The 22,636-nt window shown below is 48.1% G+C and carries 33 protein-coding genes; all 33 read left to right on the top strand.

What is annotated here, in order from left to right; genetic code table 11:
- Nucleotides 1–19 precede the first annotated feature (19 nt).
- The 33 genes from rpsS to FYJ34_RS04760 all read left to right on the top strand — a co-directional run bounded on the left by rpsS (nucleotide 20) and on the right by FYJ34_RS04760 (nucleotide 22,402).
- A complete protein-coding gene (gene rpsS, locus FYJ34_RS04920) occupies nucleotides 20–301 on the top strand; it encodes a 30S ribosomal protein S19 (RefSeq protein ID WP_154475239.1) in 282 nt (93 codons plus the stop codon).
- A gap of 27 nt (nucleotides 302–328) precedes the next feature.
- On the top strand, nucleotides 329–715 hold the full coding sequence (gene rplV / locus FYJ34_RS04915) for a 50S ribosomal protein L22 (protein WP_320651908.1): 387 nt from the start codon (nucleotides 329–331) through the stop codon (nucleotides 713–715).
- An 11-nt stretch (nucleotides 716–726) separates the two neighbouring features.
- Nucleotides 727–1,383, top strand: a complete 657-nt coding sequence (rpsC, locus tag FYJ34_RS04910) for a 30S ribosomal protein S3 (protein WP_154476722.1) — start codon at nucleotides 727–729, stop codon at nucleotides 1,381–1,383.
- Nucleotides 1,383–1,820 carry a 50S ribosomal protein L16 gene (rplP, locus tag FYJ34_RS04905; RefSeq protein ID WP_154475243.1) on the top strand — a complete coding sequence of 146 codons (438 nt, stop codon included), beginning with the start codon at nucleotides 1,383–1,385 and terminating at the stop codon, nucleotides 1,818–1,820. Before rpsC ends, rplP begins: the two co-directional genes overlap by 1 nt.
- A complete protein-coding gene (gene rpmC / locus FYJ34_RS04900) occupies nucleotides 1,810–2,013 on the top strand; it encodes a 50S ribosomal protein L29 (RefSeq protein WP_320651906.1) in 204 nt (67 codons plus the stop codon). Before rplP ends, rpmC begins: the two co-directional genes overlap by 11 nt.
- A 26-nt stretch (nucleotides 2,014–2,039) precedes the next feature.
- Entirely contained in the window at nucleotides 2,040–2,294 is a 255-nt protein-coding gene (gene rpsQ / locus FYJ34_RS04895) for a 30S ribosomal protein S17 (RefSeq protein ID WP_320651905.1), read from the top strand.
- A 19-nt stretch (nucleotides 2,295–2,313) separates the two neighbouring features.
- Nucleotides 2,314–2,682 carry a 50S ribosomal protein L14 gene (gene rplN / locus FYJ34_RS04890; RefSeq protein ID WP_154476721.1) on the top strand — a complete coding sequence of 123 codons (369 nt, stop codon included), beginning with the start codon at nucleotides 2,314–2,316 and terminating at the stop codon, nucleotides 2,680–2,682.
- A 12-nt stretch (nucleotides 2,683–2,694) separates the two neighbouring features.
- On the top strand, nucleotides 2,695–3,006 hold the full coding sequence (gene rplX, locus FYJ34_RS04885) for a 50S ribosomal protein L24 (protein WP_154476720.1): 312 nt from the start codon (nucleotides 2,695–2,697) through the stop codon (nucleotides 3,004–3,006).
- Nucleotides 3,007–3,032: 26 nt separating this feature from the next.
- Nucleotides 3,033–3,572 (top strand): 50S ribosomal protein L5, encoded by a 540-nt coding sequence (rplE, locus tag FYJ34_RS04880; protein WP_154476719.1) that lies wholly within the window; start codon nucleotides 3,033–3,035, stop codon nucleotides 3,570–3,572.
- 11 nt (nucleotides 3,573–3,583) lie between these two features.
- Nucleotides 3,584–3,769: a type Z 30S ribosomal protein S14 gene (locus FYJ34_RS04875; RefSeq protein ID WP_154476718.1), complete on the top strand. Its 186-nt coding sequence runs from the start codon at nucleotides 3,584–3,586 to the stop codon at nucleotides 3,767–3,769.
- A 48-nt stretch (nucleotides 3,770–3,817) separates the two neighbouring features.
- Nucleotides 3,818–4,219 carry a 30S ribosomal protein S8 gene (rpsH, locus tag FYJ34_RS04870; RefSeq protein WP_154476717.1) on the top strand — a complete coding sequence of 134 codons (402 nt, stop codon included), beginning with the start codon at nucleotides 3,818–3,820 and terminating at the stop codon, nucleotides 4,217–4,219.
- A 326-nt stretch (nucleotides 4,220–4,545) separates the two neighbouring features.
- Nucleotides 4,546–5,088 carry a 50S ribosomal protein L6 gene (gene rplF, locus FYJ34_RS04865; protein ID WP_154476716.1) on the top strand — a complete coding sequence of 181 codons (543 nt, stop codon included), beginning with the start codon at nucleotides 4,546–4,548 and terminating at the stop codon, nucleotides 5,086–5,088.
- 17 nt (nucleotides 5,089–5,105) lie between these two features.
- Nucleotides 5,106–5,474, top strand: a complete 369-nt coding sequence (rplR, locus tag FYJ34_RS04860; protein ID WP_154476715.1) for a 50S ribosomal protein L18 — start codon at nucleotides 5,106–5,108, stop codon at nucleotides 5,472–5,474.
- A 14-nt stretch (nucleotides 5,475–5,488) separates the two neighbouring features.
- The gene (gene rpsE, locus FYJ34_RS04855) at nucleotides 5,489–5,998 is read left to right on the top strand and encodes a 30S ribosomal protein S5 (protein WP_154476714.1); all 510 of its coding nucleotides are present in this window, start codon (nucleotides 5,489–5,491) and stop codon (nucleotides 5,996–5,998) included.
- A gap of 11 nt (nucleotides 5,999–6,009) precedes the next feature.
- Nucleotides 6,010–6,189, top strand: coding sequence for a 50S ribosomal protein L30 (gene rpmD, locus FYJ34_RS04850; RefSeq protein WP_154476713.1), 180 nt, complete (start codon nucleotides 6,010–6,012; stop codon nucleotides 6,187–6,189).
- Between the two features lie 27 nt (nucleotides 6,190–6,216).
- A complete protein-coding gene (gene rplO, locus FYJ34_RS04845; RefSeq protein WP_154476712.1) occupies nucleotides 6,217–6,657 on the top strand; it encodes a 50S ribosomal protein L15 in 441 nt (146 codons plus the stop codon).
- The gene (secY, locus tag FYJ34_RS04840; protein ID WP_154476711.1) at nucleotides 6,657–7,973 is read left to right on the top strand and encodes a preprotein translocase subunit SecY; all 1,317 of its coding nucleotides are present in this window, start codon (nucleotides 6,657–6,659) and stop codon (nucleotides 7,971–7,973) included. The genes rplO and secY overlap by 1 nt, the downstream gene beginning before the upstream one ends.
- Nucleotides 7,974–8,027: 54 nt before the next feature.
- Nucleotides 8,028–8,672, top strand: coding sequence for an adenylate kinase (locus tag FYJ34_RS04835; protein WP_154476710.1), 645 nt, complete (start codon nucleotides 8,028–8,030; stop codon nucleotides 8,670–8,672).
- 2 nt (nucleotides 8,673–8,674) lie between these two features.
- Complete coding sequence (map, locus tag FYJ34_RS04830) at nucleotides 8,675–9,439, top strand: type I methionyl aminopeptidase (RefSeq protein WP_154476709.1); 765 nt, start codon at nucleotides 8,675–8,677, stop codon at nucleotides 9,437–9,439.
- Nucleotides 9,440–9,454: 15 nt separating this feature from the next.
- The gene (infA, locus tag FYJ34_RS04825) at nucleotides 9,455–9,673 is read left to right on the top strand and encodes a translation initiation factor IF-1 (RefSeq protein ID WP_004607275.1); all 219 of its coding nucleotides are present in this window, start codon (nucleotides 9,455–9,457) and stop codon (nucleotides 9,671–9,673) included.
- A 242-nt stretch (nucleotides 9,674–9,915) separates the two neighbouring features.
- On the top strand, nucleotides 9,916–10,029 hold the full coding sequence (gene rpmJ, locus FYJ34_RS04820; RefSeq protein ID WP_005339020.1) for a 50S ribosomal protein L36: 114 nt from the start codon (nucleotides 9,916–9,918) through the stop codon (nucleotides 10,027–10,029).
- A gap of 253 nt (nucleotides 10,030–10,282) precedes the next feature.
- Nucleotides 10,283–10,651 carry a 30S ribosomal protein S13 gene (gene rpsM / locus FYJ34_RS04815; RefSeq protein ID WP_154476708.1) on the top strand — a complete coding sequence of 123 codons (369 nt, stop codon included), beginning with the start codon at nucleotides 10,283–10,285 and terminating at the stop codon, nucleotides 10,649–10,651.
- A gap of 47 nt (nucleotides 10,652–10,698) precedes the next feature.
- Nucleotides 10,699–11,094, top strand: coding sequence for a 30S ribosomal protein S11 (gene rpsK / locus FYJ34_RS04810; RefSeq protein ID WP_154476706.1), 396 nt, complete (start codon nucleotides 10,699–10,701; stop codon nucleotides 11,092–11,094).
- 58 nt (nucleotides 11,095–11,152) lie between these two features.
- Nucleotides 11,153–11,746, top strand: coding sequence for a 30S ribosomal protein S4 (gene rpsD / locus FYJ34_RS04805; RefSeq protein ID WP_154476704.1), 594 nt, complete (start codon nucleotides 11,153–11,155; stop codon nucleotides 11,744–11,746).
- Nucleotides 11,747–11,776: 30 nt separating this feature from the next.
- Nucleotides 11,777–12,736, top strand: a complete 960-nt coding sequence (locus FYJ34_RS04800) for a DNA-directed RNA polymerase subunit alpha (RefSeq protein ID WP_330582531.1) — start codon at nucleotides 11,777–11,779, stop codon at nucleotides 12,734–12,736.
- A 94-nt stretch (nucleotides 12,737–12,830) separates the two neighbouring features.
- A complete protein-coding gene (locus FYJ34_RS04795) occupies nucleotides 12,831–13,367 on the top strand; it encodes a bL17 family ribosomal protein (protein WP_154476702.1) in 537 nt (178 codons plus the stop codon).
- 397 nt (nucleotides 13,368–13,764) lie between these two features.
- Nucleotides 13,765–15,597, top strand: coding sequence for an NAD(P)-binding protein (locus FYJ34_RS04790; RefSeq protein WP_154476700.1), 1,833 nt, complete (start codon nucleotides 13,765–13,767; stop codon nucleotides 15,595–15,597).
- Entirely contained in the window at nucleotides 15,591–17,321 is a 1,731-nt protein-coding gene (locus FYJ34_RS04785; protein ID WP_154476698.1) for a [FeFe] hydrogenase, group A, read from the top strand. Before FYJ34_RS04790 ends, FYJ34_RS04785 begins: the two co-directional genes overlap by 7 nt.
- 385 nt (nucleotides 17,322–17,706) lie before the next feature.
- Entirely contained in the window at nucleotides 17,707–18,378 is a 672-nt protein-coding gene (sdaAB, locus tag FYJ34_RS04780) for an L-serine ammonia-lyase, iron-sulfur-dependent subunit beta (RefSeq protein ID WP_154476696.1), read from the top strand.
- Nucleotides 18,379–18,392: 14 nt separating this feature from the next.
- On the top strand, nucleotides 18,393–19,262 hold the full coding sequence (gene sdaAA, locus FYJ34_RS04775; protein ID WP_154476694.1) for an L-serine ammonia-lyase, iron-sulfur-dependent, subunit alpha: 870 nt from the start codon (nucleotides 18,393–18,395) through the stop codon (nucleotides 19,260–19,262).
- A 106-nt stretch (nucleotides 19,263–19,368) separates the two neighbouring features.
- Nucleotides 19,369–19,953 (top strand): YARHG domain-containing protein, encoded by a 585-nt coding sequence (locus FYJ34_RS04770; protein WP_154476692.1) that lies wholly within the window; start codon nucleotides 19,369–19,371, stop codon nucleotides 19,951–19,953.
- A 19-nt stretch (nucleotides 19,954–19,972) separates the two neighbouring features.
- Nucleotides 19,973–21,235: a hypothetical protein gene (locus tag FYJ34_RS04765; protein WP_154476690.1), complete on the top strand. Its 1,263-nt coding sequence runs from the start codon at nucleotides 19,973–19,975 to the stop codon at nucleotides 21,233–21,235.
- A gap of 75 nt (nucleotides 21,236–21,310) precedes the next feature.
- Entirely contained in the window at nucleotides 21,311–22,402 is a 1,092-nt protein-coding gene (locus FYJ34_RS04760; protein ID WP_154476688.1) for a PTS sugar transporter subunit IIC, read from the top strand.
- Nucleotides 22,403–22,636: the final 234 nt, after the last annotated feature.

Below are 22,636 nucleotides of genomic sequence, written 5' to 3'. Positions count from 1 at the left end.
CACAAGGAGGTTAGAACCTATGGCACGTTCAGTTAAAAAAGGACCATTTGCAGATGCAAGCCTGCTTAAGAAAATTGATGCGATGAACGAGGCAGGGGACAAGTCTGTTATAAAGACATGGTCACGCCGTTCTACAATTTTCCCGAGTATGGTTGGACATACAATCGCCGTTCATGACGGAAGAAAGCATGTACCGGTGTATGTGACAGAAGACATGGTAGGACACAAGCTTGGTGAGTTTGTGGCTACCAGAACATACAGAGGACATGGAAAAGACGAAAAGAAATCCAGAGTTAGATAAGTAAGAATGTGAAAGGAGGGTTTATCCGTGGCAAAAGGACACAGATCCCAAATTAAAAGAGAGAGAAATGCCAATAAAGATACCAGACCGTCAGCAAAGCTTTCTTACGCAAGAGTATCCGTACAGAAAGCATGCTTCGTGTTGGATGCCATCAGAGGAAAAGATGTGACGACAGCACTTGGTATTTTGACTTATAATCCAAGATATGCTTCCAGCTTAGTAAAGAAGTTGTTGGAGTCAGCCATCGCAAATGCCGAGAACAACAATGGCATGAGCGTGGAAAAGCTTTATGTTGCAGAGGCATACGCAAATAAAGGACCGACAATGAAGAGAATCAGACCAAGAGCACAGGGAAGGGCTTACAGAATCGAGAAGAGAATCAGCCACATCACACTTGTGCTTGATGAAAGATAAGGAGGACAATCATGGGACAAAAAGTTAATCCTCATGGCTTGAGAGTGGGTATTATCAAAGAGTGGGATTCCAGATGGTATGCAGAAAAAGATTTTGCAGACTGCCTGGTAGAAGACCACAAGATCAGAAAATATCTCAAAAAGAGACTGTACAGCGCAGGGATCTCCAAGATCGAGATCGAAAGAGCGTCTGACAGAGTAAAGGTAATCGTATATACAGCAAAACCGGGAGTTGTGATCGGAAAAGGCGGAGCTGAGATTGAAAAAGTAAAGAGCGAGCTTTCCCGTTTTACAGACAAGAAGCTGGTGGTAGACATCAAGGAGATCAAGAGACCGGATAAGGATGCGCAGCTGGTAGCAGAAAATATCGCGCTTCAGCTGGAGAACCGTATTTCCTTCAGACGTGCAATGAAATCCTGTATGTCAAGAACCATGAAGGCAGGAGCTCTTGGAGTAAAGACTTCTGTTTCCGGACGTTTGGGCGGAGCAGATATGGCTCGTACAGAGTTTTACAGCGAAGGAACCATTCCTCTTCAGACATTGAGAGCTGATATTGACTACGGATTTGCCGAGGCAGACACCACATACGGAAAAGTAGGTGTGAAGGTGTGGGTGTATAAGGGCGAAGTTCTTCCCGAGAAGGCGGCAAAGGAAGGGAGCGATAAATAATGTTAATGCCAAAAAGAGTAAAACGTCGTAAACAATTCCGCGGCACGATGAAAGGAAAAGCGCTGCGTGGGAATACAATTTCACATGGTGAGTTCGGTATCGTGGCTACAGAGCCCTGCTGGATTCGCTCCAACCAGATCGAAGCTGCCCGTATTGCTATGACACGTCATATCAAGCGTGGAGGTAAGGTTTGGATCAAGATATTCCCAGATAAACCGGTAACTACAAAACCAGCTGAAACACGTATGGGTTCCGGTAAAGGAACTTTGGAGTACTGGGTAGCAGTGGTAAAGCCAGGCCGTGTGATGTTCGAGATCGCAGGAGTGCCTGAGGACGTGGCAAGAGAAGCGCTTCGTCTTGCAACACACAAGCTGCCATGTAAATGTAAAGTGGTTTCACGTGCAGACTTAGAAGGCGGTGATAACAGTGAAAATTAATGCGTTTGTAGAAGATTTAAAAACAAAATCAGCTGCAGAGCTGAGTGAAGAATTAGTAGCTGCTAAGAAGGAACTTTTCAACTTAAGGTTTCAGAACGCAACAAATCAGTTGGACAATACAAGCAGGATCAAAGAGGTTAGAAGAAATATTGCCAGAATCCAGACCGTGTTAACGGCAAAGTCCGGCGAATAGAACTTCATTTGAAAGGAGTATAGACCGTGGAAAGAAATCTTAGAAAAACACGAGTGGGCAGAGTTGTCAGCAATAAGATGGACAAAACCATTGTTGTGGCAGTAGAGGATCATGTAAAGCACCCACTTTACAAAAAGATCGTAAAAAGAACATATAAGCTGAAAGCACACGACGAAGCAAACGAGTGTAATATCGGCGATAAGGTAAAAGTAATGGAAACAAGACCGTTGTCCAAAGACAAGAGATGGCGCCTTGTGGAAGTCATGGAAAAAGTGAAATAGTATAAGGAGGGGAACCTGCATGATACAGCAAGAAAGCAGACTGAGAGTGGCAGATAACACAGGCGCAAAAGAGCTGTTGTGTATTCGGGTACTTGGCGGTTCAACAAGAAGATATGCCAGAATCGGCGATATCATCGTTGCAAGTGTTAAAGATGCAACACCAGGCGGCGTTGTAAAAAAAGGTGATGTAGTAAAGGCAGTAGTCGTTCGTACCGTAAACAGCACTCGTCGTAAAGACGGATCCTACATCCGTTTCGATGAGAATGCCGCTGTCATCATAAAAGAAGACAAGACACCAAAAGGAACCCGTATCTTTGGGCCGGTAGCAAGAGAGCTGCGTGACAAGCAGTTTATGAAGATCGTTTCGCTTGCGCCGGAAGTACTGTAAGGAGGTGCGAATATGTCGATGCTGAAGATCAAGAAAGGCGATACCGTAAAGGTGATTGCCGGAAAAGATAAAGACAAAGAGGGCAAAGTGACCGCTGTCAACCACAAGACCGGCAGAGTGGTAGTGGAAGGCGTAAACATGCTGACCAAGCACACAAAGCCGAGTGCAGCAAATCAAAACGGCGGAATCATCCATCAGGAAGGTCCTGTGGACATCTCTAACGTTATGTATGTACACAAGGGGAAGGCTACCCGTGTGGGCTTCAAAATGGACGGAGATAAGAAAGTGCGTTATGCAAAATCAACAGGAGAAGTGATTGATTAAGAAAGAGAAGGAAGGAGGTTCCGGTTTTGAGTAGATTAAAAGAGCAGTACCAGAACGAAATCGTAGACGCATTACAGAAAAAGTTCGGTTATAAAAATATTATGGAAGTGCCAAAGCTTGACAAGGTAGTCATCAATATGGGCGTTGGCGAGGCAAAGGATAATGCCAAGATTCTGGATTCAGCGATCGCTGATCTGGAGAAGATCTCAGGACAGAAGGCAGTGATCTGCAAAGCCAAAAAGTCAGTGGCAAACTTCAAGCTGAGAGAAGGAATGGCAATCGGATGTAAGGTAACCTTGAGGGGAGAGAAGATGTATGAGTTTGTAGACCGTCTGATCAACCTTGCGTTGCCCCGTGTCCGCGACTTTAGAGGTGTAAACCCTAACGCATTTGACGGAAGAGGAAACTATGCTCTGGGCATCAAAGAGCAGCTGATCTTCCCTGAAATCGAGTACGATAAGGTGGACAAGGTAAGAGGTATGGACGTTATCTTTGTTACCACAGCAAAAACAGACGAAGAAGCACGTGAACTGCTGACCCAGTTCAATATGCCGTTTACAAAATAAGGAGGGAAATTATGGCTAAGACAGCGATGAAAATTAAGCAGCAGCGTAAGCAGAAATTTTCTACCAGAGAATACAGCCGCTGCAGAATTTGCGGACGTCCGCATGCTTATTTGAGAAAATATGGAATTTGCCGTGTTTGCTTCCGTGAATTGGCATATAAGGGACAGATTCCGGGCGTTAAGAAGGCAAGTTGGTAGAAGTTTGCAGCTGGAAGAAGAACTTCACGATAAGGAGGGAAAAGGATAATGACAATGAGTGATCCAATCGCAGATATGCTTACAAGAATTCGTAATGCAAATACTGCAAAACATGATACAGTAGACGTGCCATCATCCAGAATGAAGCTGGCTATTGCAAACATTCTGCTGGATGAGGGATATATAGAGAAGTATGATCTGATCGAAGAAGACGTTTTCAAGACCATCAGAATTACCCTGAAATACGGTTCAGATAAGAATGAAAAGGTTATCTCCGGTCTTAAGAGAATCTCCAAGCCGGGTCTGCGGGTTTACGCAGGATGCGAAGATGTACCGAAGGTATTCGGCGGACTTGGAACAGCGATCATCTCCACAAACAAAGGTGTGATCACAGACAAAGAAGCAAGAAAACTGGGCGTAGGCGGAGAAGTACTCTGCTTCGTATGGTAGCCCGAAAGCACTTGGCGAGGTATTTCACGAGCCTTAGTGCGAGGGCGTTCTTGGAGCTTAGCGAGGTACCACACGAGCGTTAGCGAGAAGAACATCCACAAGAGGCACTTGGCGAGGTATTTCACGAGCCCTAGTGCGAGGGCGTTCTTGGAGCTTAGCGAGGTACCACACGAGCGCTAGCGAGAAGAACATCCGCAAGAGGCACTTGGCGAGGTATTTCACGAGCCTTAGTGCGAGGGCGTTCTTGGAGCTTAGCGAATGAAGAAACTGAAAACAGAGCAGACTTTAGCTTCTGCTCCGAAAATTTAAGTTAAGGAGGAACAGGTATGTCACGTATAGGAAGACTGCCAGTTGCGGTTCCGGCGGGAGTGACTGTCGTAATTGCAGAGAATAATAAAGTAACGGTAACGGGCCCGAAGGGAACGTTGGAAAAAGAACTTCCGGCAGAGATGGAGATCAAGCAGGAAGGTGCAGAGATCGTTGTAACCAGACCCAATGACTTAAAGAGAATGAAATCTCTTCACGGCCTTACCAGAACACTTCTGAACAACATGGTAGTAGGCGTTACAGAAGGCTATAAAAAAGTTCTGGAAGTAAACGGAGTGGGTTACAGAGCATCAAAATCCGGAAACAAGCTTACATTGAACCTTGGATACTCTCATCCTGTTGAGATGATCGATCCGGAAGGCGTGGAAACCGCAATGGAAGGACAGAACAAGATCATCGTTCAGGGAATCGACAAAGAAAAAGTCGGTCAGTATGCTGCAGAGATCAGAGATAAGAGAAGACCTGAGCCATATAAGGGCAAGGGAATCAAGTATGCTGATGAAGTGATCAGACGTAAAGTCGGCAAGACCGGTAAAAAATAAGTAAGGAGAGTGTGAAAATGGTTAGCAAAAAAATCAGAAGTGAAGTTCGCAGAAAGAAACACATGAAGTTACGTAACCGTTTTAGCGGTACGGCTGAGTGCCCACGTTTGGCTGTGTTTAGAAGCAACAATCATATGTATGCTCAAATTATTGACGATACCGTTGGAAACACCTTGGTTTCTGCTTCCACTCTTCAGAAAGAAGTGAAAGCAAACCTGGAAAAGACCAACGACGTAAATGCAGCAAAGTATTTGGGTAAGGTGATTGCAGAGAAAGCCGCTGAAAAAGGGATCAAAGACGTAGTGTTTGACAGAGGCGGATTTATTTATCAGGGAAAAGTAAAAGCATTAGCAGACGCAGCAAGAGAAGCTGGGTTGAATTTCTAGGAGGAGGAGCACACATGAGACAAGAACGTATTGATGCTAGTCAATTAGAACTAACAGAAAAAGTAGTGTCAATTAAACGTGTAACCAAAGTTGTTAAGGGTGGCCGTAACATGAGATTCACAGCTTTAGTTGTTGTAGGCGATGGAAATGGCCATGTTGGTGCAGGTTTAGGGAAAGCGACAGAAATTCCTGAAGCGATCCGCAAAGGAAAGGAAGATGCGGCAAAGCATCTGATCTCCGTAGCACTGGATGCACATGGCAGTGTTACGCATGATTATGTGGGAAAGTTTGGCGGAGCAGAAGTTCTTTTGAAAAAGGCTTCAGAAGGTACCGGAGTGATCGCCGGAGGACCGGCGCGTGCCGTGATCGAGATGGCAGGGATCAAAAATATCCGTACCAAATCTCTGGGATCAAACAATAAACAGAACGTAGTATTGGCAACGATAGATGCACTTCGCCACATCAAAACTCCGGAAGAAGTTGCAAGACTTCGCGGAAAAACAGTTGCAGAGATCTTAGGCTAAGGAGGTAAAAAATGGCAAATTTAAAAGTTACATTGGTAAAATCTCCAATTGGTGCTGTACCAAAGCATAAGAGAACGGTGGAAGCGCTGGGACTCAGAAAACTGAACAAAACAGTAGAACTTCCGGACAATGCAGCAACAAGAGGAATGGTAAAACAGGTGCAGCACCTGGTAAAAGTAGAAGAAGTATAGACAAATCGCGAAGAAGGAGGTGTCACAATGGATTTATCAAACTTAAGACCAGCAGATGGTGCAAAGCAGAGTGATAATTTCAGAAGAGGACGTGGACACGGTTCCGGAAATGGTAAGACAGCCGGAAAAGGGCATAAGGGGCAGAAGGCTCGTTCCGGAGGTACAAGACCAGGATTTGAAGGCGGACAGATGCCTTTGTATAGAAGGATACCAAAAAGAGGCTTCAAGAGCAGAAATTCCAAAGAGATCGTTGGGATCAATCTGGGAGCGTTGGAAGTGTTCGAGAACGATTCTGTTGTTTCTGTAGAAACACTGATCCAGCAGGGGATCGTAAAAAATCCAAGAGATGGGGTTAAGATTCTTGGAAACGGGGAACTTACAAAAAAACTGACGGTACAGGCAAACGCATTCAGTGCCAGTGCAGTAGAGAAAATTGAGGCTTTGGGTGGAAAAACAGAGGTGATCTAATGTTGCAGACATTACGTAAAGCATTTCAGGTAAAAGATCTGCGAGGACGGATCCTATATACCTTCCTGATGCTGATAGTCATCCGGCTTGGGTCACAGTTGCCCACGCCGGGAGTCAATACCAAATACATTCAGGACTTTTTTGCACAGAATACCGGAGAAGCATTTAATCTGTTAAATGCTTTTACCGGCGGTTCTATGGAGAGAATGTCCATCTTTGCACTAAGTATTACTCCCTATATCACATCTTCCATTATCATGCAACTTCTGACCATCGCAATTCCCAAGCTGGAAGAGATGCAGAAGGACGGAGAAGATGGAAGAAAGAAGATCATGTCCATTACCCGTTATGTGACGGTGGCGCTGGCATTGATCGAATCTACAGCCATGGCGGTGGGATTTGGAAGACAGGGGCTTCTGACTCACTATAACTTTGTAAATGCAGCGATCGTAGTGCTGACATTAACGGCAGGGTCCGCTTTCCTCATGTGGATAGGAGAGAGGATTACGGAGAAGGGTGTGGGCAATGGAATTTCCATCGTACTGGTGATCAATATCGTTTCAAGGATCCCCAGTGATATGACCACACTGTTCCAGCAGTTTGTAAAAGGAAAAACGCCAGCAAAAGCAACGTTGGCAGTTGTGATCATCCTGGCTATCATCGTAGCGCTGGTGGTGTTCGTAGTAGTCCTTCAAGGGGGGGAAAGACGGATTGCAGTGCAGTACTCACAGAAGACCGTGGGAAGAAAAAGCTATGGCGGACAGTCTACCAACATTCCATTAAAAATCAATACCGCAGGTGTGATCCCGATCATTTTTGCATCATCCCTGATGCAGACGCCGGTAGTGCTGGCCACGTTCTTCGGAAAAGGACAGGGCGCCGGAATCGGCAGCGAGATCCTCAGAGGGCTGAACCAGGGGAACTGGTTGAACCCGGCACAGCTGAAATATTCCTGGGGACTGATCGTTTACATTGTACTGACGGTATTCTTTGCATATTTTTACACATCGATCACATTCAATCCGTTGGAAATTGCCAACAATATGAAAAAGAACGGCGGGTTTATCCCGGGGATCCGTCCCGGAAAACCGACGGTGGAATATCTGACGAAGATCCTGAACCGGATCATTTTCATCGGAGCGTGCGGATTGGTGATCCTGCAGGTAGTTCCCATTTTCTTCAGCGGATGGCTGGGAGCAAATGTGTCGTTTGGAGGAACTTCCCTGATCATTATCGTAAGTGTTATCCTGGAAACCCTCAAGCAAATGGAATCTCAATTGCTTGTGCGGAATTACAAAGGATTTTTGAATCATTAACATTTTGACTCGCAGATTTTTCTGCGGGTTAAAATGCTATAAGGAGGAAGAGACATGAAGATTGTTATGCTGGGAGCACCCGGAGCGGGAAAAGGGACGCAGGCAAAAAAAATCGCTGCAAAATTTGGGATTCCTCATATCTCTACAGGAGATATCTTCCGCGCCAACATCAAAAACGAAACGGAACTGGGCAAAAAGGCAAAGGCATATATGGATCAGGGACTTCTGGTTCCGGATGAGCTGACGGTCAGCCTGGTAACAGACAGGGTCGTTCAGAAGGACTGTAAGACAGGATATGTGCTGGACGGATTTCCGAGAAACATTCCCCAGGCAGAGGCTTTGACGGCGGCTCTGGACGAAATGGGAGAGGCACTGGGATTCGCCATTAACGTGGAGGTTCCGGATGGCAATATCGTTCACCGGATGTCAGGCAGAAGAGCCTGCGTGGGATGCGGGGCAACCTACCATTTGGAATATGCGCCGACGAAAGAGGAAGGAATCTGTGATAGCTGCGGAAAAGAGCTGATCCTGCGTGAAGATGATAAACCCGAAACCGTGGAAAAACGCCTGCGTGTTTACCACGAACAGACACAGCCATTGATCGACTATTACAGAGAAAAAGGAATCTTGTATTCGGTGGACGGCACCAAGGATATTCAGGACGTGTTTCAGGACATACTGAAGCTGCTGGAGGCGTAGAGATGCCGATCACGATCAAATCAGACAGAGAAATCCGGCTGATGGCGGAGGCGGGGCAGATCCTGGCGAAAGTACATGAAGAACTGGAGAAGGCCATTTGCCCCGGAATCACCACCGGCGAGATCGATCGGCTGGGAGAAAAGCTGATCAGAAGTTATGACTGTATTCCTTCCTTTTTGGATTATCACGGATATCCGGCGTCTATCTGCGTTTCCGTAAACAACGAGGTAGTGCACGGGATCCCGTCAGACAGACGGATCCTTCAGGAAGGCGATATTGTGAGCCTGGATGCAGGAGTGATACACAGAGGATACCACTCCGACGCAGCAAGAACGGTAGGGGTAGGCACCGTATCCGATGTGGCAAGAAAACTGATTTATGTGACCCGCGACAGCTTTTTTGCGGGACTGGAGTATGCCAGAGAAGGAAATTATTTGTTCGATATTTCAAAGGCCATCGGAAACTATGCAGAATCAAGAGGATACGGAGTCGTCCGGGATCTTTGCGGACATGGAATCGGAACGGAGCTGCACGAAGCGCCGGAAATCCCCAACTACGATGTAGGAAGAAAAGGGGTGAAGCTGAAGGCGGGAATGACGCTGGCGATCGAACCGATGATCAACACCGGAACCTGGGAAGTAGACTGGCTGGACGATGACTGGACGGTAGTGACCAGAGACGGCGGCCTGTCGGCTCATTATGAAAACACCATTCTGATTACAGAAGGAGATCCTGTAATATTAAGTCTACGAAAAAAGGAAACCTAAGAGGGAGGAAAATATATGTCGAAAGCAGACGTAATCGAAATTGAAGGAACGGTTGTGGAAAAACTTCCAAACGCCATGTTCCAGGTAGAGCTGGAGAACGGACATCAGGTTCTGGCTCACATCAGCGGAAAGCTGCGGATGAATTTTATAAAGATATTGCCCGGAGATAAGGTGACACTGGAGCTGTCCCCCTATGATCTGTCTAAAGGAAGGATCATCTGGAGAGACAAATAGGCGAGGCAGGAAAAGAGCTCTGGAAACAACCGTGAAAGGGCTGAAAAAGGTCCGGTCAGCGTATTCGGAGAGAAGGCCCGGAAAGGGCTCGGAAAGAACCATAAAAAAGATATTGACTTATAGGAAAATCGAGTGCTATAATGTATAAGCACGTTTTTGGGCATATTTCTGCTTTTTAGGCGGAAAATAGCGAAAAAATGGGTGAAACAACGGCAGAGCAATGGATGAAAGGAGGATTTGACATGAAGGTTAGATCATCAGTAAAACCAATTTGCGAAAAATGCAAAGTAATCAAAAGAAAAGGAAGCGTTCGCATTATCTGCGAGAACCCAAAGCATAAACAGCGTCAAGGTTAATCCTTGGAGTTTGGCAAAGTTATGCAGATGATTTAGGCGGCTGACAGTGGATCCCTACGGGGGGAGACTGTATCAAATATACAAGGAATCCTGCGCGGCTGGTGGACGTCCTCGTATATTGCTTCTAATACCGGCCCGTCATTACCGGAGGCTACCGGTGGCCGGAAAGGGTGTGGATACCGACACACCTGGGATATCATATCCCCAGTTAAAGACAATATTAAACTAAGAAAAGAAAATGGAGGAAATTCACATGGCTCGTATAGCAGGTGTAGATTTACCAAGAGACAAACGTGTTGAGATCGGATTGACTTATATTTACGGGATCGGAAGAGCAAGCTCTAACCGGATTCTGGGAGAAGCAGGAGTAAATCCGGACATTCGCTGCAGAGACCTCACAGACGAAGATGTGAAGAAGATCAGCGCAGTGATCGACGAAAGTCAGATGGTAGAGGGTGATCTTAGAAGAGAGATCGCTTTGAACATCAAGAGATTACAGGAAATCGGATGTTACAGAGGAATCCGTCACAGAAAGGGACTTCCGGTTCGCGGACAGAAGACAAAGACAAACGCAAGAACCAGAAAAGGCCCGAAGAGAACTGTGGCAAACAAAAAGAAATAGGTACTCATAAAACATGATTAAATCAGAAAGTGTAGGTTAGTTTTATTATGGCAAAGAAAGTTACAAAAAAAGTGACAAAAAAACGTGTCAAGAAAAACGTTGAACGTGGACAGGCACACATTCAGTCATCTTTCAACAACACGATCGTTACGTTGACAGATGCACAGGGAAATGCTCTTTCATGGGCAAGTGCAGGTGGTCTGGGCTTTAGAGGTTCAAGGAAATCTACTCCATATGCGGCACAGATGGCAGCAGAGACAGCGGCAAAAGCGGCATTGGTACATGGACTGAAATCCGTGGACGTTATGGTAAAAGGACCGGGATCCGGAAGAGAAGCTGCGATCCGTGCATTGCAGGCTTGCGGAATCGATGTAACCAGCATCAGAGACGTGACTCCGGTACCGCACAACGGATGTCGTCCGCCGAAGCGCAGAAGAGTCTAGTGGATACCCGCAGGCAAGATTGTAATATCCGAATTTCAAACAGGAGGAAAAGGAAAACATGGCAGTAAATAGAGTTCCGGTTCTCAAAAGATGCAGATCACTTGGTATGGATCCTACATACTTGGGAATTGATAAAAAGTCTAACAGACAATTAAAGAGAGCAAATAAAAAGATGAGCGAGTACGGTCTTCAGCTGCGTGAGAAGCAGAAGGCAAAGTTCATCTACGGTGTATTGGAAAAACCGTTTAGAAACTACTTCAAGAAGGCTCAGCGTATGAGCGGTATGACAGGTGAGAACCTGATGGTTATGCTGGAGTCAAGGCTGGATAACGTTGTGTTCCGCCTGGGATTTGCAAGAACCAGACGCGAAGCAAGACAGATCGTAGACCATAAGCATGTACTGGTAAACGGTAAACAGATCAATATTCCTTCTTATCTGATCAAGGCAGGAGACGTGATCGAGATCAAGGAAAACAAGAAGGGCTCTACAAGATACAAAGGGATCGTGGAAGTAACAGCCGGACGTCTTGTTCCGGAGTGGCTGGAGTCTGATCTGGAAGGACTGACCGGAAAAGTAAAAGAGCTTCCAAAGAGAGAAGCGATCGAAGTTCCGGTAGACGAAATGCTGATTGTCGAGTTGTATTCTAAATAATAACCCGTAGCACCACAGGAGGTGGACTTAGTGTTTGATTTTAACAAACCCAATATTGAGATAACTGAGATTTCAGAAGATAAGAAGTATGGAAGGTTTGTAGTAGAGCCTTTGGAGAGAGGATATGGAACGACGCTGGGAAACTCCCTGCGCAGGATCATGTTGTCGTCTCTGCCCGGAGCTGCAGTCAGCCAGGTTAAGATAGACGGGGTACTTCACGAGTTCAGTTCTATTCCGGGTGTTAAGGAAGATGTCACAGAGATCATCATGAATCTGAAGTCACTGGCGATCAGAAACACTTCTGAGACAGATGAGCCGAAGACTGCTTATATTGAATTTGAGGGAGAGGGCGTAGTGACCGGAGCGGATATCCAGGTGGACCAGGATATCGAGATCGTCAATCCGGAAACAGTGATCGCCACCTTGAACGGAGGCACAGACAGCAAGCTGTACATGGAACTGATCATCACAAAGGGGCGGGGCTATGTCAGCGCAGATAAGAACAAAAACGAGGAGCTTCCCATTGCGGTGATTCCTATCGATTCCATCTACACTCCGGTGGAGAGAGTCAACCTGACGGTGGAAAATACCCGTGTCGGTCAGATCACAGATTATGATAAGCTGACATTGGATGTTTACACCAATGGAACCCTGCTTCCGGATGAAGCCATCAGCCTGGCGGCAAAGGTGCTGAACGAGCATCTGAGACTCTTTGTAGATCTGTCGGAGGTGGCGCAGGCAGCAGAGGTTATGATCGAAAAGGAAGATGACGAAAAGGAAAAGGTGCTGGAGATGAGCATTGATGAACTGGAATTGTCTGTCCGTTCTTACAACTGCCTCAAGCGTGCCGGCATCAACACAGTAGAAGAACTGACCAATCGCACTTCGGAAGATATGATGAAGGTGCGAAACCTTGGACGGAAGTCCCTGGAGGAAGTTCTTGCAAAACTGGACGAATTGGGACTGGGCCTCAGCAGAGGCGAAGAATAAGAAAAATCTGTCAGTAAGTCCGAAGAAGCATGACAGAGCATCGGCAGGTAAGTCCGAAGAGCGCTGACGATGTGAAAGAGATGGAGGAAGAAAAATGGCAAAATACAGAAAACTTGGAAGAACATCCAGCCAGAGAAAAGCATTACTGAGAAATCAGGTAACAGCACTGTTAAATAACGGAAGCATCCGTACGACAGAGGCAAAGGCAAAGGAGATCCGTGGAATCGCAGAAGGCCTGATCGCTCTGGCAGTAAAAGAAAAGGATAACTTCGAAGAGGTAACAGTAAAAGCAAAAGTTGCCCGCAAGGATAAAGACGGAAAGAGAGTGAAAGAGGTAGTAGACGGAAAGAAAGTTACCGTTTACGACGAAGTGGAGAAGACAGTAAAGAAGGATCTTGCTTCCAGACTTCACGCACGCCGTCAGATGCTGAAGGTGCTGTATCCGGTGAAAGAAGTTCCGGCGGCACAGGCAGGAAGAAAGAAAAATACAAAAGAAGTGGATCTGGTTGCAAAGCTGTTTGACGAGGTAGCTCCCAAATATGAAAACCGCAAGGGAGGATACACCAGGATCGTGAAGATTGGTCAGCGTAAAGGTGACGCTGCCATGGAAGTTCTGATCGAGCTGGTATAAAACAGACTATACAGGATCTGTCAAAGAGAAGGTTGTCGCAAAAAGCGGCAGCCTTTTTTCAGTTTGCATAAAGGTGGAATGAGGGTATGGGACAAAATGTGCGGAGAATTCTCAGCTCTGACGTCTGAACAGAATCTGTGTCTGTATTCGTGCCTGTGCAGATGCATGTGTCTACAGATTCCGGTGTGGATTCACATGTCTACCGATTCGGATCAGGGAGAGGTGAGAAAAGAGGAGTTCTATTTTGAAAATAAAAATCATTTATACGAATATTTGTTAAAATGCTGACCAAAATGTTAATTTATCTACTTTACTAAAAAATATTTCAAAAAAGAAGGGAAAATGGTATATTATTACCAATACTGTTTCAAAAATACTTGGAAAAGGGGAGATGGAAATGAGTCGATTAGAAATTGCTTCGCCAAAAAGAGCTAAAATCGTGATGGAGGGGCTGTATAAAGACTTGGAAAGACGGATCGAGTCCAGTCCTCCGGGATTATGTCCGGTGGATATGGCAAGAGCTTTTGTGGAATTGTGTCACGCCCAGACCTGTGGAAAGTGCGTGCCCTGCAGAGTCGGGCTGGGACAGCTGAACCAGTGCATCAAGGAGGTGCTGGACGGAAAGGCGACCATGAAGACACTGGATATCATGGAACAGACGGCGCTGAATGCAATGGAGGCCTCCGACTGTGCCATTGGGTATGAGGCTGCCAACATGGTGTATAAGGGCCTGATCGGTTATCGGGACGACTACGAAGAACACATTAAAAACGGCCGGTGTACCTGTACCTATCACCAGCCGGTACCCTGTGTGGCTCTTTGCCCGGCAAGCGTGGATATTCCGGGGTACATTGCCCTGATCCGCGAGGAGAGATATGCAGACGCTATCCGCCTGATCCGGAAGGATAATCCCTTCCCAACCACCTGCGGATTTATCTGTGAGCATCCGTGCGAAGCAAGATGCAGAAGAAATATGATGGATGATGCCATTAACATACGAGGCCTGAAAAGAATGGCGGCGGATTATGCCGGAGAGGTGGATCCCCCTGTCTGTAGTGCGCCCACCGGAAAGAAGGTGGCGGTATTGGGAGGAGGTCCGGGAGGCTTAAGCGCAGCTTACTATCTGCAGCTGATGGGACATCAGGCAACTGTATACGAAATGCTTCCGGAGCTGGGAGGGATGCTCCGCTATGGAATTCCCAATTACCGGCTGCCGAAAGACAGGTTGGATGAGGATATCCGCGCCATTTTGAAGACGGGAGTGGAAGTCAGACATGGCCTGAAGATCGGTCAGGATATCAGTCTGCAGGATCTCAGAAAGCAGTATGACGCAGTGCTGATCACCATCGGAGCGAGCACTGACAAAAAGCTGGGACTGCCGGGAGAAGATGCAGATGGAGTGGTGTCCGCAGTCCAGTTCTTGCGGAGCGTAGGAAAAAATGAACATCCGGATCTGACCGGGAAGGAAGTGGCAGTCATCGGAGGCGGGAATGTATCGATGGACGCAGTCAGGACGGCAAGACGTCTGGGCGCAAAAAAAGTCAGCATCGTATACCGGAGAAGAGTGGCAGATATGACAGCGCTTCCCGCCGAAATTGAAGGGGCAGTAGCAGAAGGAATCGAAGTACAGACACTGATGGCTCCCTCCTCTATCGAAGTGGACGAGCAGAATCATATCAAAGGCATCTATGTGACGCCGCAGATGATCAGCGCCATCCGGGACGGGAGGGCAAGTGTAAAACCCACCGGGGAAGAGGACGTCTATATTCCGTGCGACTACCTGATCGTAGCCATTGGGCAGAACATCGAAACGAGACACTTTGAAGAAGCCGGGATCCCGGTAGAAAAAGGAAAGATCCATACCAAGAGCACAGGAGCTGTAGAACACATGCCGGACGTGTTTGCGGGAGGAGACTGCGCCAGCGGTCCGGCCTCAGTGATCACAGCCATTGCGGCGGCAAAGGTGGTTGCGGCAAATATTGATGAATATTTCGGATATCGCCATGAGATTTCCTGCGATGTGGAAATTCCGGAGCCAAGCCTGGAAGACAAGATCCCATGCGGAAGAGTCAATATGACAGAAAGAGAAGGCTGCGAGAGAGTCCAGGATTTTGCAGGCGTGGAAAATTGTATGACGAAGAACGAGGCACAGCAGGAGGCGGGGCGCTGCCTGAGGTGCGATCATTTCGGATATGGAATATTTAAAGGAGGCAGAGAGAGGTTATGGTAAATCTTATCATTGACGGAAAGAAAATATCTGTGGAAGAGAATACCACCATCATGGAGGCGGCTGAGCAGAATGGGATTCCGATTCCGAGACTCTGCTATCTAAAAGGACTGAATGAGATCGCAGCCTGTCGTGTCTGTGTGGTAGAGATGGAAGGAAAGGAAAAGCTGATCACTTCCTGTAACAATGTGGTAGAGGAAGGGATGGTACTGTATACCAACAGCCCCAAGGTAAGAAGACATCGGAGGACGACGGTAGAACTGATTCTGTCCCAGCACAACAATCAATGTGTGATCTGTTCCAGAAGCGGAAACTGTAGTCTTCAGAAGGTGGCAAACGATCTGAACATCCTGGAGCTTCCCTACAAACAGACGCCGGAGAAACAGGAGTGGAACAAGGAATTTCCATTGATCCGGGATTCCTCCAAATGTATCAAATGCATGCGGTGCATTCAGGTGTGTGACAAGGTCCAAAGCCTGAATGTGTGGGACCTGGAAGGAACCGGCTCCAGAACGACCGTTAACGTTTCCAGGAGACAAAAAATAGAAGAGGCGCCCTGTTCTCTGTGTGGACAGTGTATCACCCATTGTCCGGTGGGAGCCCTTAGTGAAAGAGACGACACAGAACTGGTGTGGGATGCCATCGCAGATCCGGAGAAAATCGTGGTAGTGCAGGTGGCGCCGGCGGTACGGGCTTCCTGGGGAGAGCAGCTGGGGCTGAGTCCGGAGGAAGCCAAGGTAGGAAAGATCCTGGATTCCCTAAAGCGGATGGGAGCAGACTATGTGTTTGATACGGCGTTTTCTGCAGATCTGACCATTATGGAAGAAGCAAGCGAATTTTTGGAACGGTTTACGGCGGGAGAGCTGAAGGAAAGGCCTATGTTTACCTCCTGTTGCCCAGGCTGGGTGCGTTTCGTAAAATCCCAGTTCCCTCATATGGTGAAAGATCTGTCTACGGCAAAGTCACCTCAGCAGATGTTTGGCGCGGTAATGAAATCCTATTTTGCGGAGTCCATTGGAGTGTCGCCGGAAAAGATCTTTTCCGTTTCGGTGATGCCGTGCCTGGCAAAGAAGAGCGAACGGGAGATGGAACTGTTTTACGGAGAATATGCAGGACATGAGACGGACGTGGTGATCACCACAAGAGAGCTGGTAAAAATGATCCGGTCTGCCCATATCAAACCGGACACGCTGGAGGATATCCCGGGAGACAATCCCATGAGTGTGGGAACGGGAGCCGGAATCATTTTCGGCGCAACAGGCGGGGTGATGGAGGCGGCTCTTCGTACCGCATATTTTACCCTGAAAAAGGAAAATCCACCGGCAGGCACCTTCAAACAGGTAAGAAGCACAGGCTTCCAGGAAAATAACGGCATACAGGAAGCAGAGTTTGATATCGACGGGGTGAAGGTAAGAACGGCGGTTGTCAGCGGACTGGGCAATACCAGAGAACTGCTAAAGAAGATTGAAAGAAAAGAAGTACAGTATGATTTTGTGGAAGTCATGGCCTGTCCCGGCGGCTGCGTAGGCGGCGGTGGGCAGTTGATCCACGACGGGAAGGAGCTGGCGTTTGAGAGAGGAAAGAATCTCTACTATCTGGACGATCGCTCCGAAGTGCGTTGTTCCCATGACAATCCGGATATCAAGAAGCTGTATGCGGAATATCTGGAAAAGCCATTATCCCACAAGGCACACCTTCTGCTTCATACAGAGCATCAGATGACTTAAGCAGGAAAGCGGCAAAAGCGAGAAAGGCTCCCGCAAAAAGCGAAAGAGAAAACAGATCCCGGGGAAGTGCGGGAGGCACAGTTTGAAGGGACGGTAAATTGCCGGGGATCCGGAAAAGGTTGACCGTTGCTTCATCACAGGAAGATAAAGGGAGGGTGTCCGAACCTATGGAAAAAGCTCCATGGAAAGGGGATATCCTCCTTTTTGCGAGCCATGATCTTTCCCAAGGGAAAAGGAAGGGCTTTCCGACAGATAGGTCTTTTGTAAAGAAGGAAAATGTGATAGTGTATAAAGTAGAGAAAACAGATAGAAATTGAAAAAAAAAGGAAGAGACGTCACAGAAAACAGAAAGGAAAACCAGAGAGGAAAAGAAGGGAGAGGGAAGATGGCAAACATATTTGATATTTTGGGACCGGTTATGGTGGGACCCAGCAGTTCCCATACGGCAGGCGCCGCGAGGATCGGATTTATGGGAAGAAAGCTGTTCGGAGGACAGCCGGATAAGGTGACGGTGTATCTGCACGGCTCTTTTGCCGCTACAGGAAAGGGGCATGGGACAGATAAGGCCCTGATCGCAGGACTTTTGGGGATGAAGCCGGATGATATGAGGATCCCGGACAGCTTTGAGATCGCAAAGGAAAAGGGAATGGAATTTTCTATTGTCAAGAAAGACCTGAAGGGAGCACATCCCAATACGGCGCTTCTGGTGATGGAAGGAGAAGGAAAAAAGACACTGAAAATACAGGCATATTCCATCGGCGGAGGCAGGATACGGGTCAGCAAGCTGGGAGATGTGGACGTGAATTTCAGTGGAGAGTCGAATACTCTGATCATTCGGAATGTGGATCAGCCGGGGAGGATCACGGAGGTATCCAAAGCTCTCAGCAAAGAAGATGTGAATATCGCCACGATGCAGGTGTTCCGTGATAAGCGGGGAGGACTGGCTGTTATGGTGGTGGAGACAGATCAGAAGGTATCAAAGGAAGCGATCGCAGAACTGGAGAAAAAAGAGGGAATACTCCGGGTTATGTTTTTGGAAGCGTATCACGCAGAGTAAGTGGAGGAAAAGAGATGGCATACCAATCAATAGAAGACATTGCAAAAAGATGTGAGAAAGAAGGGATAGAGTTCTGGAAAGCCATACAACTGGAAGATATGGAAGACAGAGGAGCGTCAGAGGAAGAATCCTGGAACGGAATGTGTGGGATATGGAGGACCATGGAAAGTGCTATTGAGGCGTATGAGGAAGATCAGGTATCTTCGGGAGGCCTTGTGGGCAGCGAAGGAGCGAAAATGGAAGCCTACCAGAAGAAGGGAGAGGCTCTATGCGGAGATTACATGGCAAAAGTCATGACGGTAGCTCTGAAAATGGGCTGCAATAACGCCTGTATGAAAAGGATCGTGGCGGCTCCCACGGCAGGAGCCTGTGGAGTGATGCCGGCGGTACTGGTTCCCTATAAAAAAGAATACGGGATCCCGGAAGAACATATGATAGAGGCCATGTATGTGGCGGCAGGAATCGGGCAGGTGATCGCCAGCCGGGCCTATCTGGCCGGGGCATCCGGTGGCTGTCAGGCGGAGATCGGATCCGGCTCCGGGATGGCGGCAGGAGCCATCTGTTACCTGCGGGGAGGCACCGTAAGCCAGATCGGACATGCCTGTGCCATGGCGCTGAAGAATCTGATGGGGCTGGTCTGTGATCCGGTGGCGGGTCTGGTGGAAGTTCCCTGTGTCAAGAGAAATGTGGGCGGAGCCGTCAACGCCATGGCTGCCGCCGATATGGCGCTGGCCGGGATCGAAAGCCAGATTCCGGTGGATCAGGTGATAGACGCCATGAAGGAAGTGGGAGATAAGATGGATAGCAGCCTGAAGGAGACAGGGATCGGAGGAGTGGCAGGAACCGCAGCCGGTCAGGCCGTTGCACAGCGTCTGGGCGTCTGATGGAAAAGAAGAGGTTCCACAGACCCTGGGACGGCCAGCCGGCAGGACAAAATCAGGAGAATCTTTTTGACGGTACTTAAAGAGGGGCAGACAAAAGGAGAAAGCTATGACGAGAAAAAAACGCATCCAGGAAATTGCGGCAGCGGCGCTGGGTATCCTTATTTTTCTTATGGTAACAGTGACCGTCTATGTGCTGGCAAAAGGCTCTGAAAACGCACCCAGGCAGGAGTCAGTTCTGTCTACGGAAAAGGTACGAGAGATGAATCTGGCAAGCAGCAGGGAGGGGAACCAGGGGACACTTCCGGCTCCGGAAGGCGTTATGGTCACGGCGGTTCCCGAAGTCATGGAATTTTCAAAGGCAGGTCAGAAAGGACAGGAAGCGACGGAGCCATCATCGGAGGCAGCCGAGGAACCGTCGGCGGAGGAATCCTTTTGTTTTCCTGCCAGTGATACCACTTTTATCACAGAGGAAGAAGCATCAGCCCTTTCTCCGGAGCAGGCGCAGCTGGCCATCAATGAGATCCTGGCAAGAAGAGGGCGGCGATTTCAGGAGCCGGAGCTGCAGGCATATTTCGACAGCCAAAGCTGGTACATGGGAACCATAGCGCCGGAAGTATTTGATGCCAATCGTACCCTGTATCTCAATGAAGTAGAAATTTATAACGTAAACCTGTTGTCGACGTATCGCTAAGAAAATGGAGAGACGAAGGATGTTTTGGGAAAAGTGGAAGCAGGATAACCGGGCAAGCAGAAAAGAAGAGATCCCAAAAGAAAGCCGGGGCAGCTGTGGCAAAGCAGAATGGGAAGTCCTTGAAGAGACGGTTTACGGGCCTTTTCTCCCGGAAGAGTTTGAATTTGACCAGCTGGAGATAGAAGAGGGGAAAAAGAAAAAGTGGAAGACTCCTACAGTCCTTGCCAGGATCCTGATCCTGGAGGCGGGAGTGGCTGCTCTGACGCTGGTAGTCATGATCCTGGTGCTGACGAATGTGCTGGGGGCAGAAAGCGCAGTCAGGCGCTATGCAGAGGCAAGGTCGGACAAAGACTGGAATGCCATGTACGAGATGTTAGAGTACCGGGATGTCCCGGAAGGCTTTTTGGGAAAGCGGGCCTTTGTGACAGCCATGACGGTAGCAGGAGGCAGGGAGGTAGGAGAGCCAAAAAAGATCCGGAAAGTGGCACAGACGGGAAAGCGGGCGAGATTCTGCATCTGTTATGAGAAAAACCAGGAAGAATTTTGGGAAGAGATCGGAATGGTCCGGAAGGGATTATTCTGGAAGGTAGAAGACAAGGGCCTTTTGATCCGTCAGGTAGACCTGAAGGTGCCCCGGAACGCCGGATTGAGGCTGGATGCCGTGCCTGTCAGTCAGCGGGTAAAGCCGGTCCAGACGGAAACCTGCGATATATACAGAGTGCCGGGAATATTTGGCTATGTGCACTATGTGGAGATCAAACGGGAAGGAATGGAAGATATTCAAAAAATCGTAGATCTGTCCAAAAGAGGCTATGATGAAGTTCAAAATCCGGTAGAGATCGCGGCAGATCCGAATATTTTGCCGGAATCTGTGCAGCAGGTATCTTCACAGGCAGTTCAGGAATTTCAGACGCTGATGGAAGGAAGTCTTAAAAAGGACGAGGTCGGAAAGATCGAAATCCTGGGAAAGATGCATAAAACCTGTAAAAAGATGGTGCATGAGAAATATCGGGGATTTCGGGATCATGTCCTGTGCGGGAAAGAAAAAAATACGGAGGTGGCGACACTGCTGCTGTCCCGTGGGGAAGCGACAGCACGGGCGGAAGCAAGAGGGAAGAAAGGGGAAACGATCATCCGGGTAGATCTTTCCGGGGAATACACCTGCCAATATGAGGAAGGCCAGAACATATCTGCCAAAAAAGGAACCTATGCGGCAGTGCTTTGGTACATACAGCAGGGAGACACATGGAAGATCTATGACATCGCTTTTCCGGATCTTTAGTGAAAGACCGGGAAAAGGAAGAGAGAAAGACAAACAGACAGCAAAGTAGAGCACAGAAGGAAAGAGGAGAAGCAAATGGATACAGTCAAGGAGTTTTTAAGGCGAAAAGATATTGTTATTTCTGTCAAAAGATATGGAATAGATGCATTGGGGGCCATGGCGCAGGGCTTGTTTTGCTCCCTGCTGATAGGAACCATCATTAATACCTTGGGTACGCAGCTGGGAATTTCCTGGCTGACCAGAACCGTTGCCGTTATCAATGAGACAGAATACACGGTAGGGTCTATGGCGTCGGCAATGAGCGGGCCGGCGATGGCGGTGGCCATCGGCTATGCCCTGAACAGTCCGCCTCTGGTGTTGTTTTCTCTGATTACCGTAGGATTTGCATCCAATGCACTGGGAGGCGCAGGAGGGCCGCTGGCTGTGCTGTTTGTGGCGATTTTTGCGGCGGAATGTGGAAAAGCGATCTCCAAAGAAACCAAGATTGATATTTTGATTACACCTCTTGTGACGATCGGAGTGGGGATCCTGCTTTCTGCCTGGTGGGCGCCTGCTATCGGAGGTGCAGCTATCAAGATGGGAAGCCTTATCATGTGGGCGACAGACCTTCAGCCGTTTTTGATGGGAATTCTGGTGTCGGTGCTGGTGGGGATCGCACTGACCCTACCCATTTCTTCCGCTGCTATCTGTGCGGCGTTTGGCCTGACCGGCCTGGCAGGAGGAGCTGCGGTGGCAGGCTGCTGTGCCCAGATGATAGGATTTGCAGTGATGTCTTTTCGGGAAAACGGAGTGGGGGGACTGATCTCACAGGGGGTGGGAACGTCCATGCTCCAGATGGGAAATATTGTGAAGAATCCCAAAATATGGATCCCGCCTATTCTGGCATCGGCCATCACGGGACCTATCGCCACCTGCGTGTTCCGTCTGGAGATGAACGGACCTGCTGTTTCTTCCGGAATGGGGACCTGTGGCTTTGTAGGACAGATCGGTGTCTATACAGGATGGGCTGCCGATGTGGCAAACGGCGTCAAAGAGGGGATCACCGCCATGGACTGGGCAGGAATGGGGTTGATCTGTTTTATCCTTCCGGCCGTGCTCTCCGCAGTATTTTGCTACATCCTGAAAAAATGGGGATGGATCAAAGCGGGAGACATGAAACTGGATTAAAAGCTGTCGGAGATCAACAAAGCCCAGGCAGCAGGAAAAAAGGAGAAGGAGACTGCCGGATAAGACCTACAAGACATCTGAAACGTAAAGGAAACGGTGGAAATCTGATGCAATACAAAGGCGGTAGAAATATCGCCTTTTTTCATTCTCAGAAGATATCATACGGGAGCCGGGGTTCATTCCCATACGCAAAAAGCAGCTGCAGAATTGTTTTTTTATCAGTGCAAAGGGGAA

This window comes from Suipraeoptans intestinalis (genome assembly GCF_009696485.1).
Taxonomy (GTDB): Bacteria; Bacillota; Clostridia; order Lachnospirales; family Lachnospiraceae; genus Suipraeoptans; species Suipraeoptans intestinalis.
Note: the sequence above shows the minus strand (reverse complement) of the source record. Positions and strands in the feature narration are given on the sequence as shown.

What these genes read in the sequence shown, in the direction of transcription:
- FYJ34_RS04785 (WP_154476698.1), top strand. Translation starts at nt 15,591, where the DNA reads ATGGTAAATCTTATCATTGACGGAAAGAAAATATCTGTGGAAGAGAAT.
- rpsK (WP_154476706.1), top strand. Translation starts at nt 10,699, where the DNA reads ATGGCAAAGAAAGTTACAAAAAAAGTGACAAAAAAACGTGTCAAGAAA.
- FYJ34_RS04760 (WP_154476688.1), top strand. Translation starts at nt 21,311, where the DNA reads ATGGATACAGTCAAGGAGTTTTTAAGGCGAAAAGATATTGTTATTTCT.
- map (WP_154476709.1), top strand. Translation starts at nt 8,675, where the DNA reads ATGCCGATCACGATCAAATCAGACAGAGAAATCCGGCTGATGGCGGAG.
- rpsD (WP_154476704.1), top strand. Translation starts at nt 11,153, where the DNA reads ATGGCAGTAAATAGAGTTCCGGTTCTCAAAAGATGCAGATCACTTGGT.
- rpsE (WP_154476714.1), top strand. Translation starts at nt 5,489, where the DNA reads ATGAGACAAGAACGTATTGATGCTAGTCAATTAGAACTAACAGAAAAA.
- secY (WP_154476711.1), top strand. Translation starts at nt 6,657, where the DNA reads ATGTTGCAGACATTACGTAAAGCATTTCAGGTAAAAGATCTGCGAGGA.
- rplP (WP_154475243.1), top strand. Translation starts at nt 1,383, where the DNA reads ATGTTAATGCCAAAAAGAGTAAAACGTCGTAAACAATTCCGCGGCACG.
- rplR (WP_154476715.1), top strand. Translation starts at nt 5,106, where the DNA reads ATGGTTAGCAAAAAAATCAGAAGTGAAGTTCGCAGAAAGAAACACATG.
- rpsS (WP_154475239.1), top strand. Translation starts at nt 20, where the DNA reads ATGGCACGTTCAGTTAAAAAAGGACCATTTGCAGATGCAAGCCTGCTT.
- rpsH (WP_154476717.1), top strand. Translation starts at nt 3,818, where the DNA reads ATGACAATGAGTGATCCAATCGCAGATATGCTTACAAGAATTCGTAAT.
- FYJ34_RS04765 (WP_154476690.1), top strand. Translation starts at nt 19,973, where the DNA reads ATGTTTTGGGAAAAGTGGAAGCAGGATAACCGGGCAAGCAGAAAAGAA.
- FYJ34_RS04795 (WP_154476702.1), top strand. Translation starts at nt 12,831, where the DNA reads ATGGCAAAATACAGAAAACTTGGAAGAACATCCAGCCAGAGAAAAGCA.
- sdaAA (WP_154476694.1), top strand. Translation starts at nt 18,393, where the DNA reads ATGGCATACCAATCAATAGAAGACATTGCAAAAAGATGTGAGAAAGAA.
- rplO (WP_154476712.1), top strand. Translation starts at nt 6,217, where the DNA reads ATGGATTTATCAAACTTAAGACCAGCAGATGGTGCAAAGCAGAGTGAT.
- sdaAB (WP_154476696.1), top strand. Translation starts at nt 17,707, where the DNA reads ATGGCAAACATATTTGATATTTTGGGACCGGTTATGGTGGGACCCAGC.
- rplX (WP_154476720.1), top strand. Translation starts at nt 2,695, where the DNA reads ATGTCGATGCTGAAGATCAAGAAAGGCGATACCGTAAAGGTGATTGCC.
- FYJ34_RS04835 (WP_154476710.1), top strand. Translation starts at nt 8,028, where the DNA reads ATGAAGATTGTTATGCTGGGAGCACCCGGAGCGGGAAAAGGGACGCAG.
- rplF (WP_154476716.1), top strand. Translation starts at nt 4,546, where the DNA reads ATGTCACGTATAGGAAGACTGCCAGTTGCGGTTCCGGCGGGAGTGACT.
- rpsC (WP_154476722.1), top strand. Translation starts at nt 727, where the DNA reads ATGGGACAAAAAGTTAATCCTCATGGCTTGAGAGTGGGTATTATCAAA.
- rpmJ (WP_005339020.1), top strand. Translation starts at nt 9,916, where the DNA reads ATGAAGGTTAGATCATCAGTAAAACCAATTTGCGAAAAATGCAAAGTA.
- infA (WP_004607275.1), top strand. Translation starts at nt 9,455, where the DNA reads ATGTCGAAAGCAGACGTAATCGAAATTGAAGGAACGGTTGTGGAAAAA.
- FYJ34_RS04770 (WP_154476692.1), top strand. Translation starts at nt 19,369, where the DNA reads ATGACGAGAAAAAAACGCATCCAGGAAATTGCGGCAGCGGCGCTGGGT.
- rplN (WP_154476721.1), top strand. Translation starts at nt 2,314, where the DNA reads ATGATACAGCAAGAAAGCAGACTGAGAGTGGCAGATAACACAGGCGCA.
- FYJ34_RS04790 (WP_154476700.1), top strand. Translation starts at nt 13,765, where the DNA reads ATGAGTCGATTAGAAATTGCTTCGCCAAAAAGAGCTAAAATCGTGATG.
- rpmD (WP_154476713.1), top strand. Translation starts at nt 6,010, where the DNA reads ATGGCAAATTTAAAAGTTACATTGGTAAAATCTCCAATTGGTGCTGTA.
- FYJ34_RS04875 (WP_154476718.1), top strand. Translation starts at nt 3,584, where the DNA reads ATGGCTAAGACAGCGATGAAAATTAAGCAGCAGCGTAAGCAGAAATTT.
- rpsM (WP_154476708.1), top strand. Translation starts at nt 10,283, where the DNA reads ATGGCTCGTATAGCAGGTGTAGATTTACCAAGAGACAAACGTGTTGAG.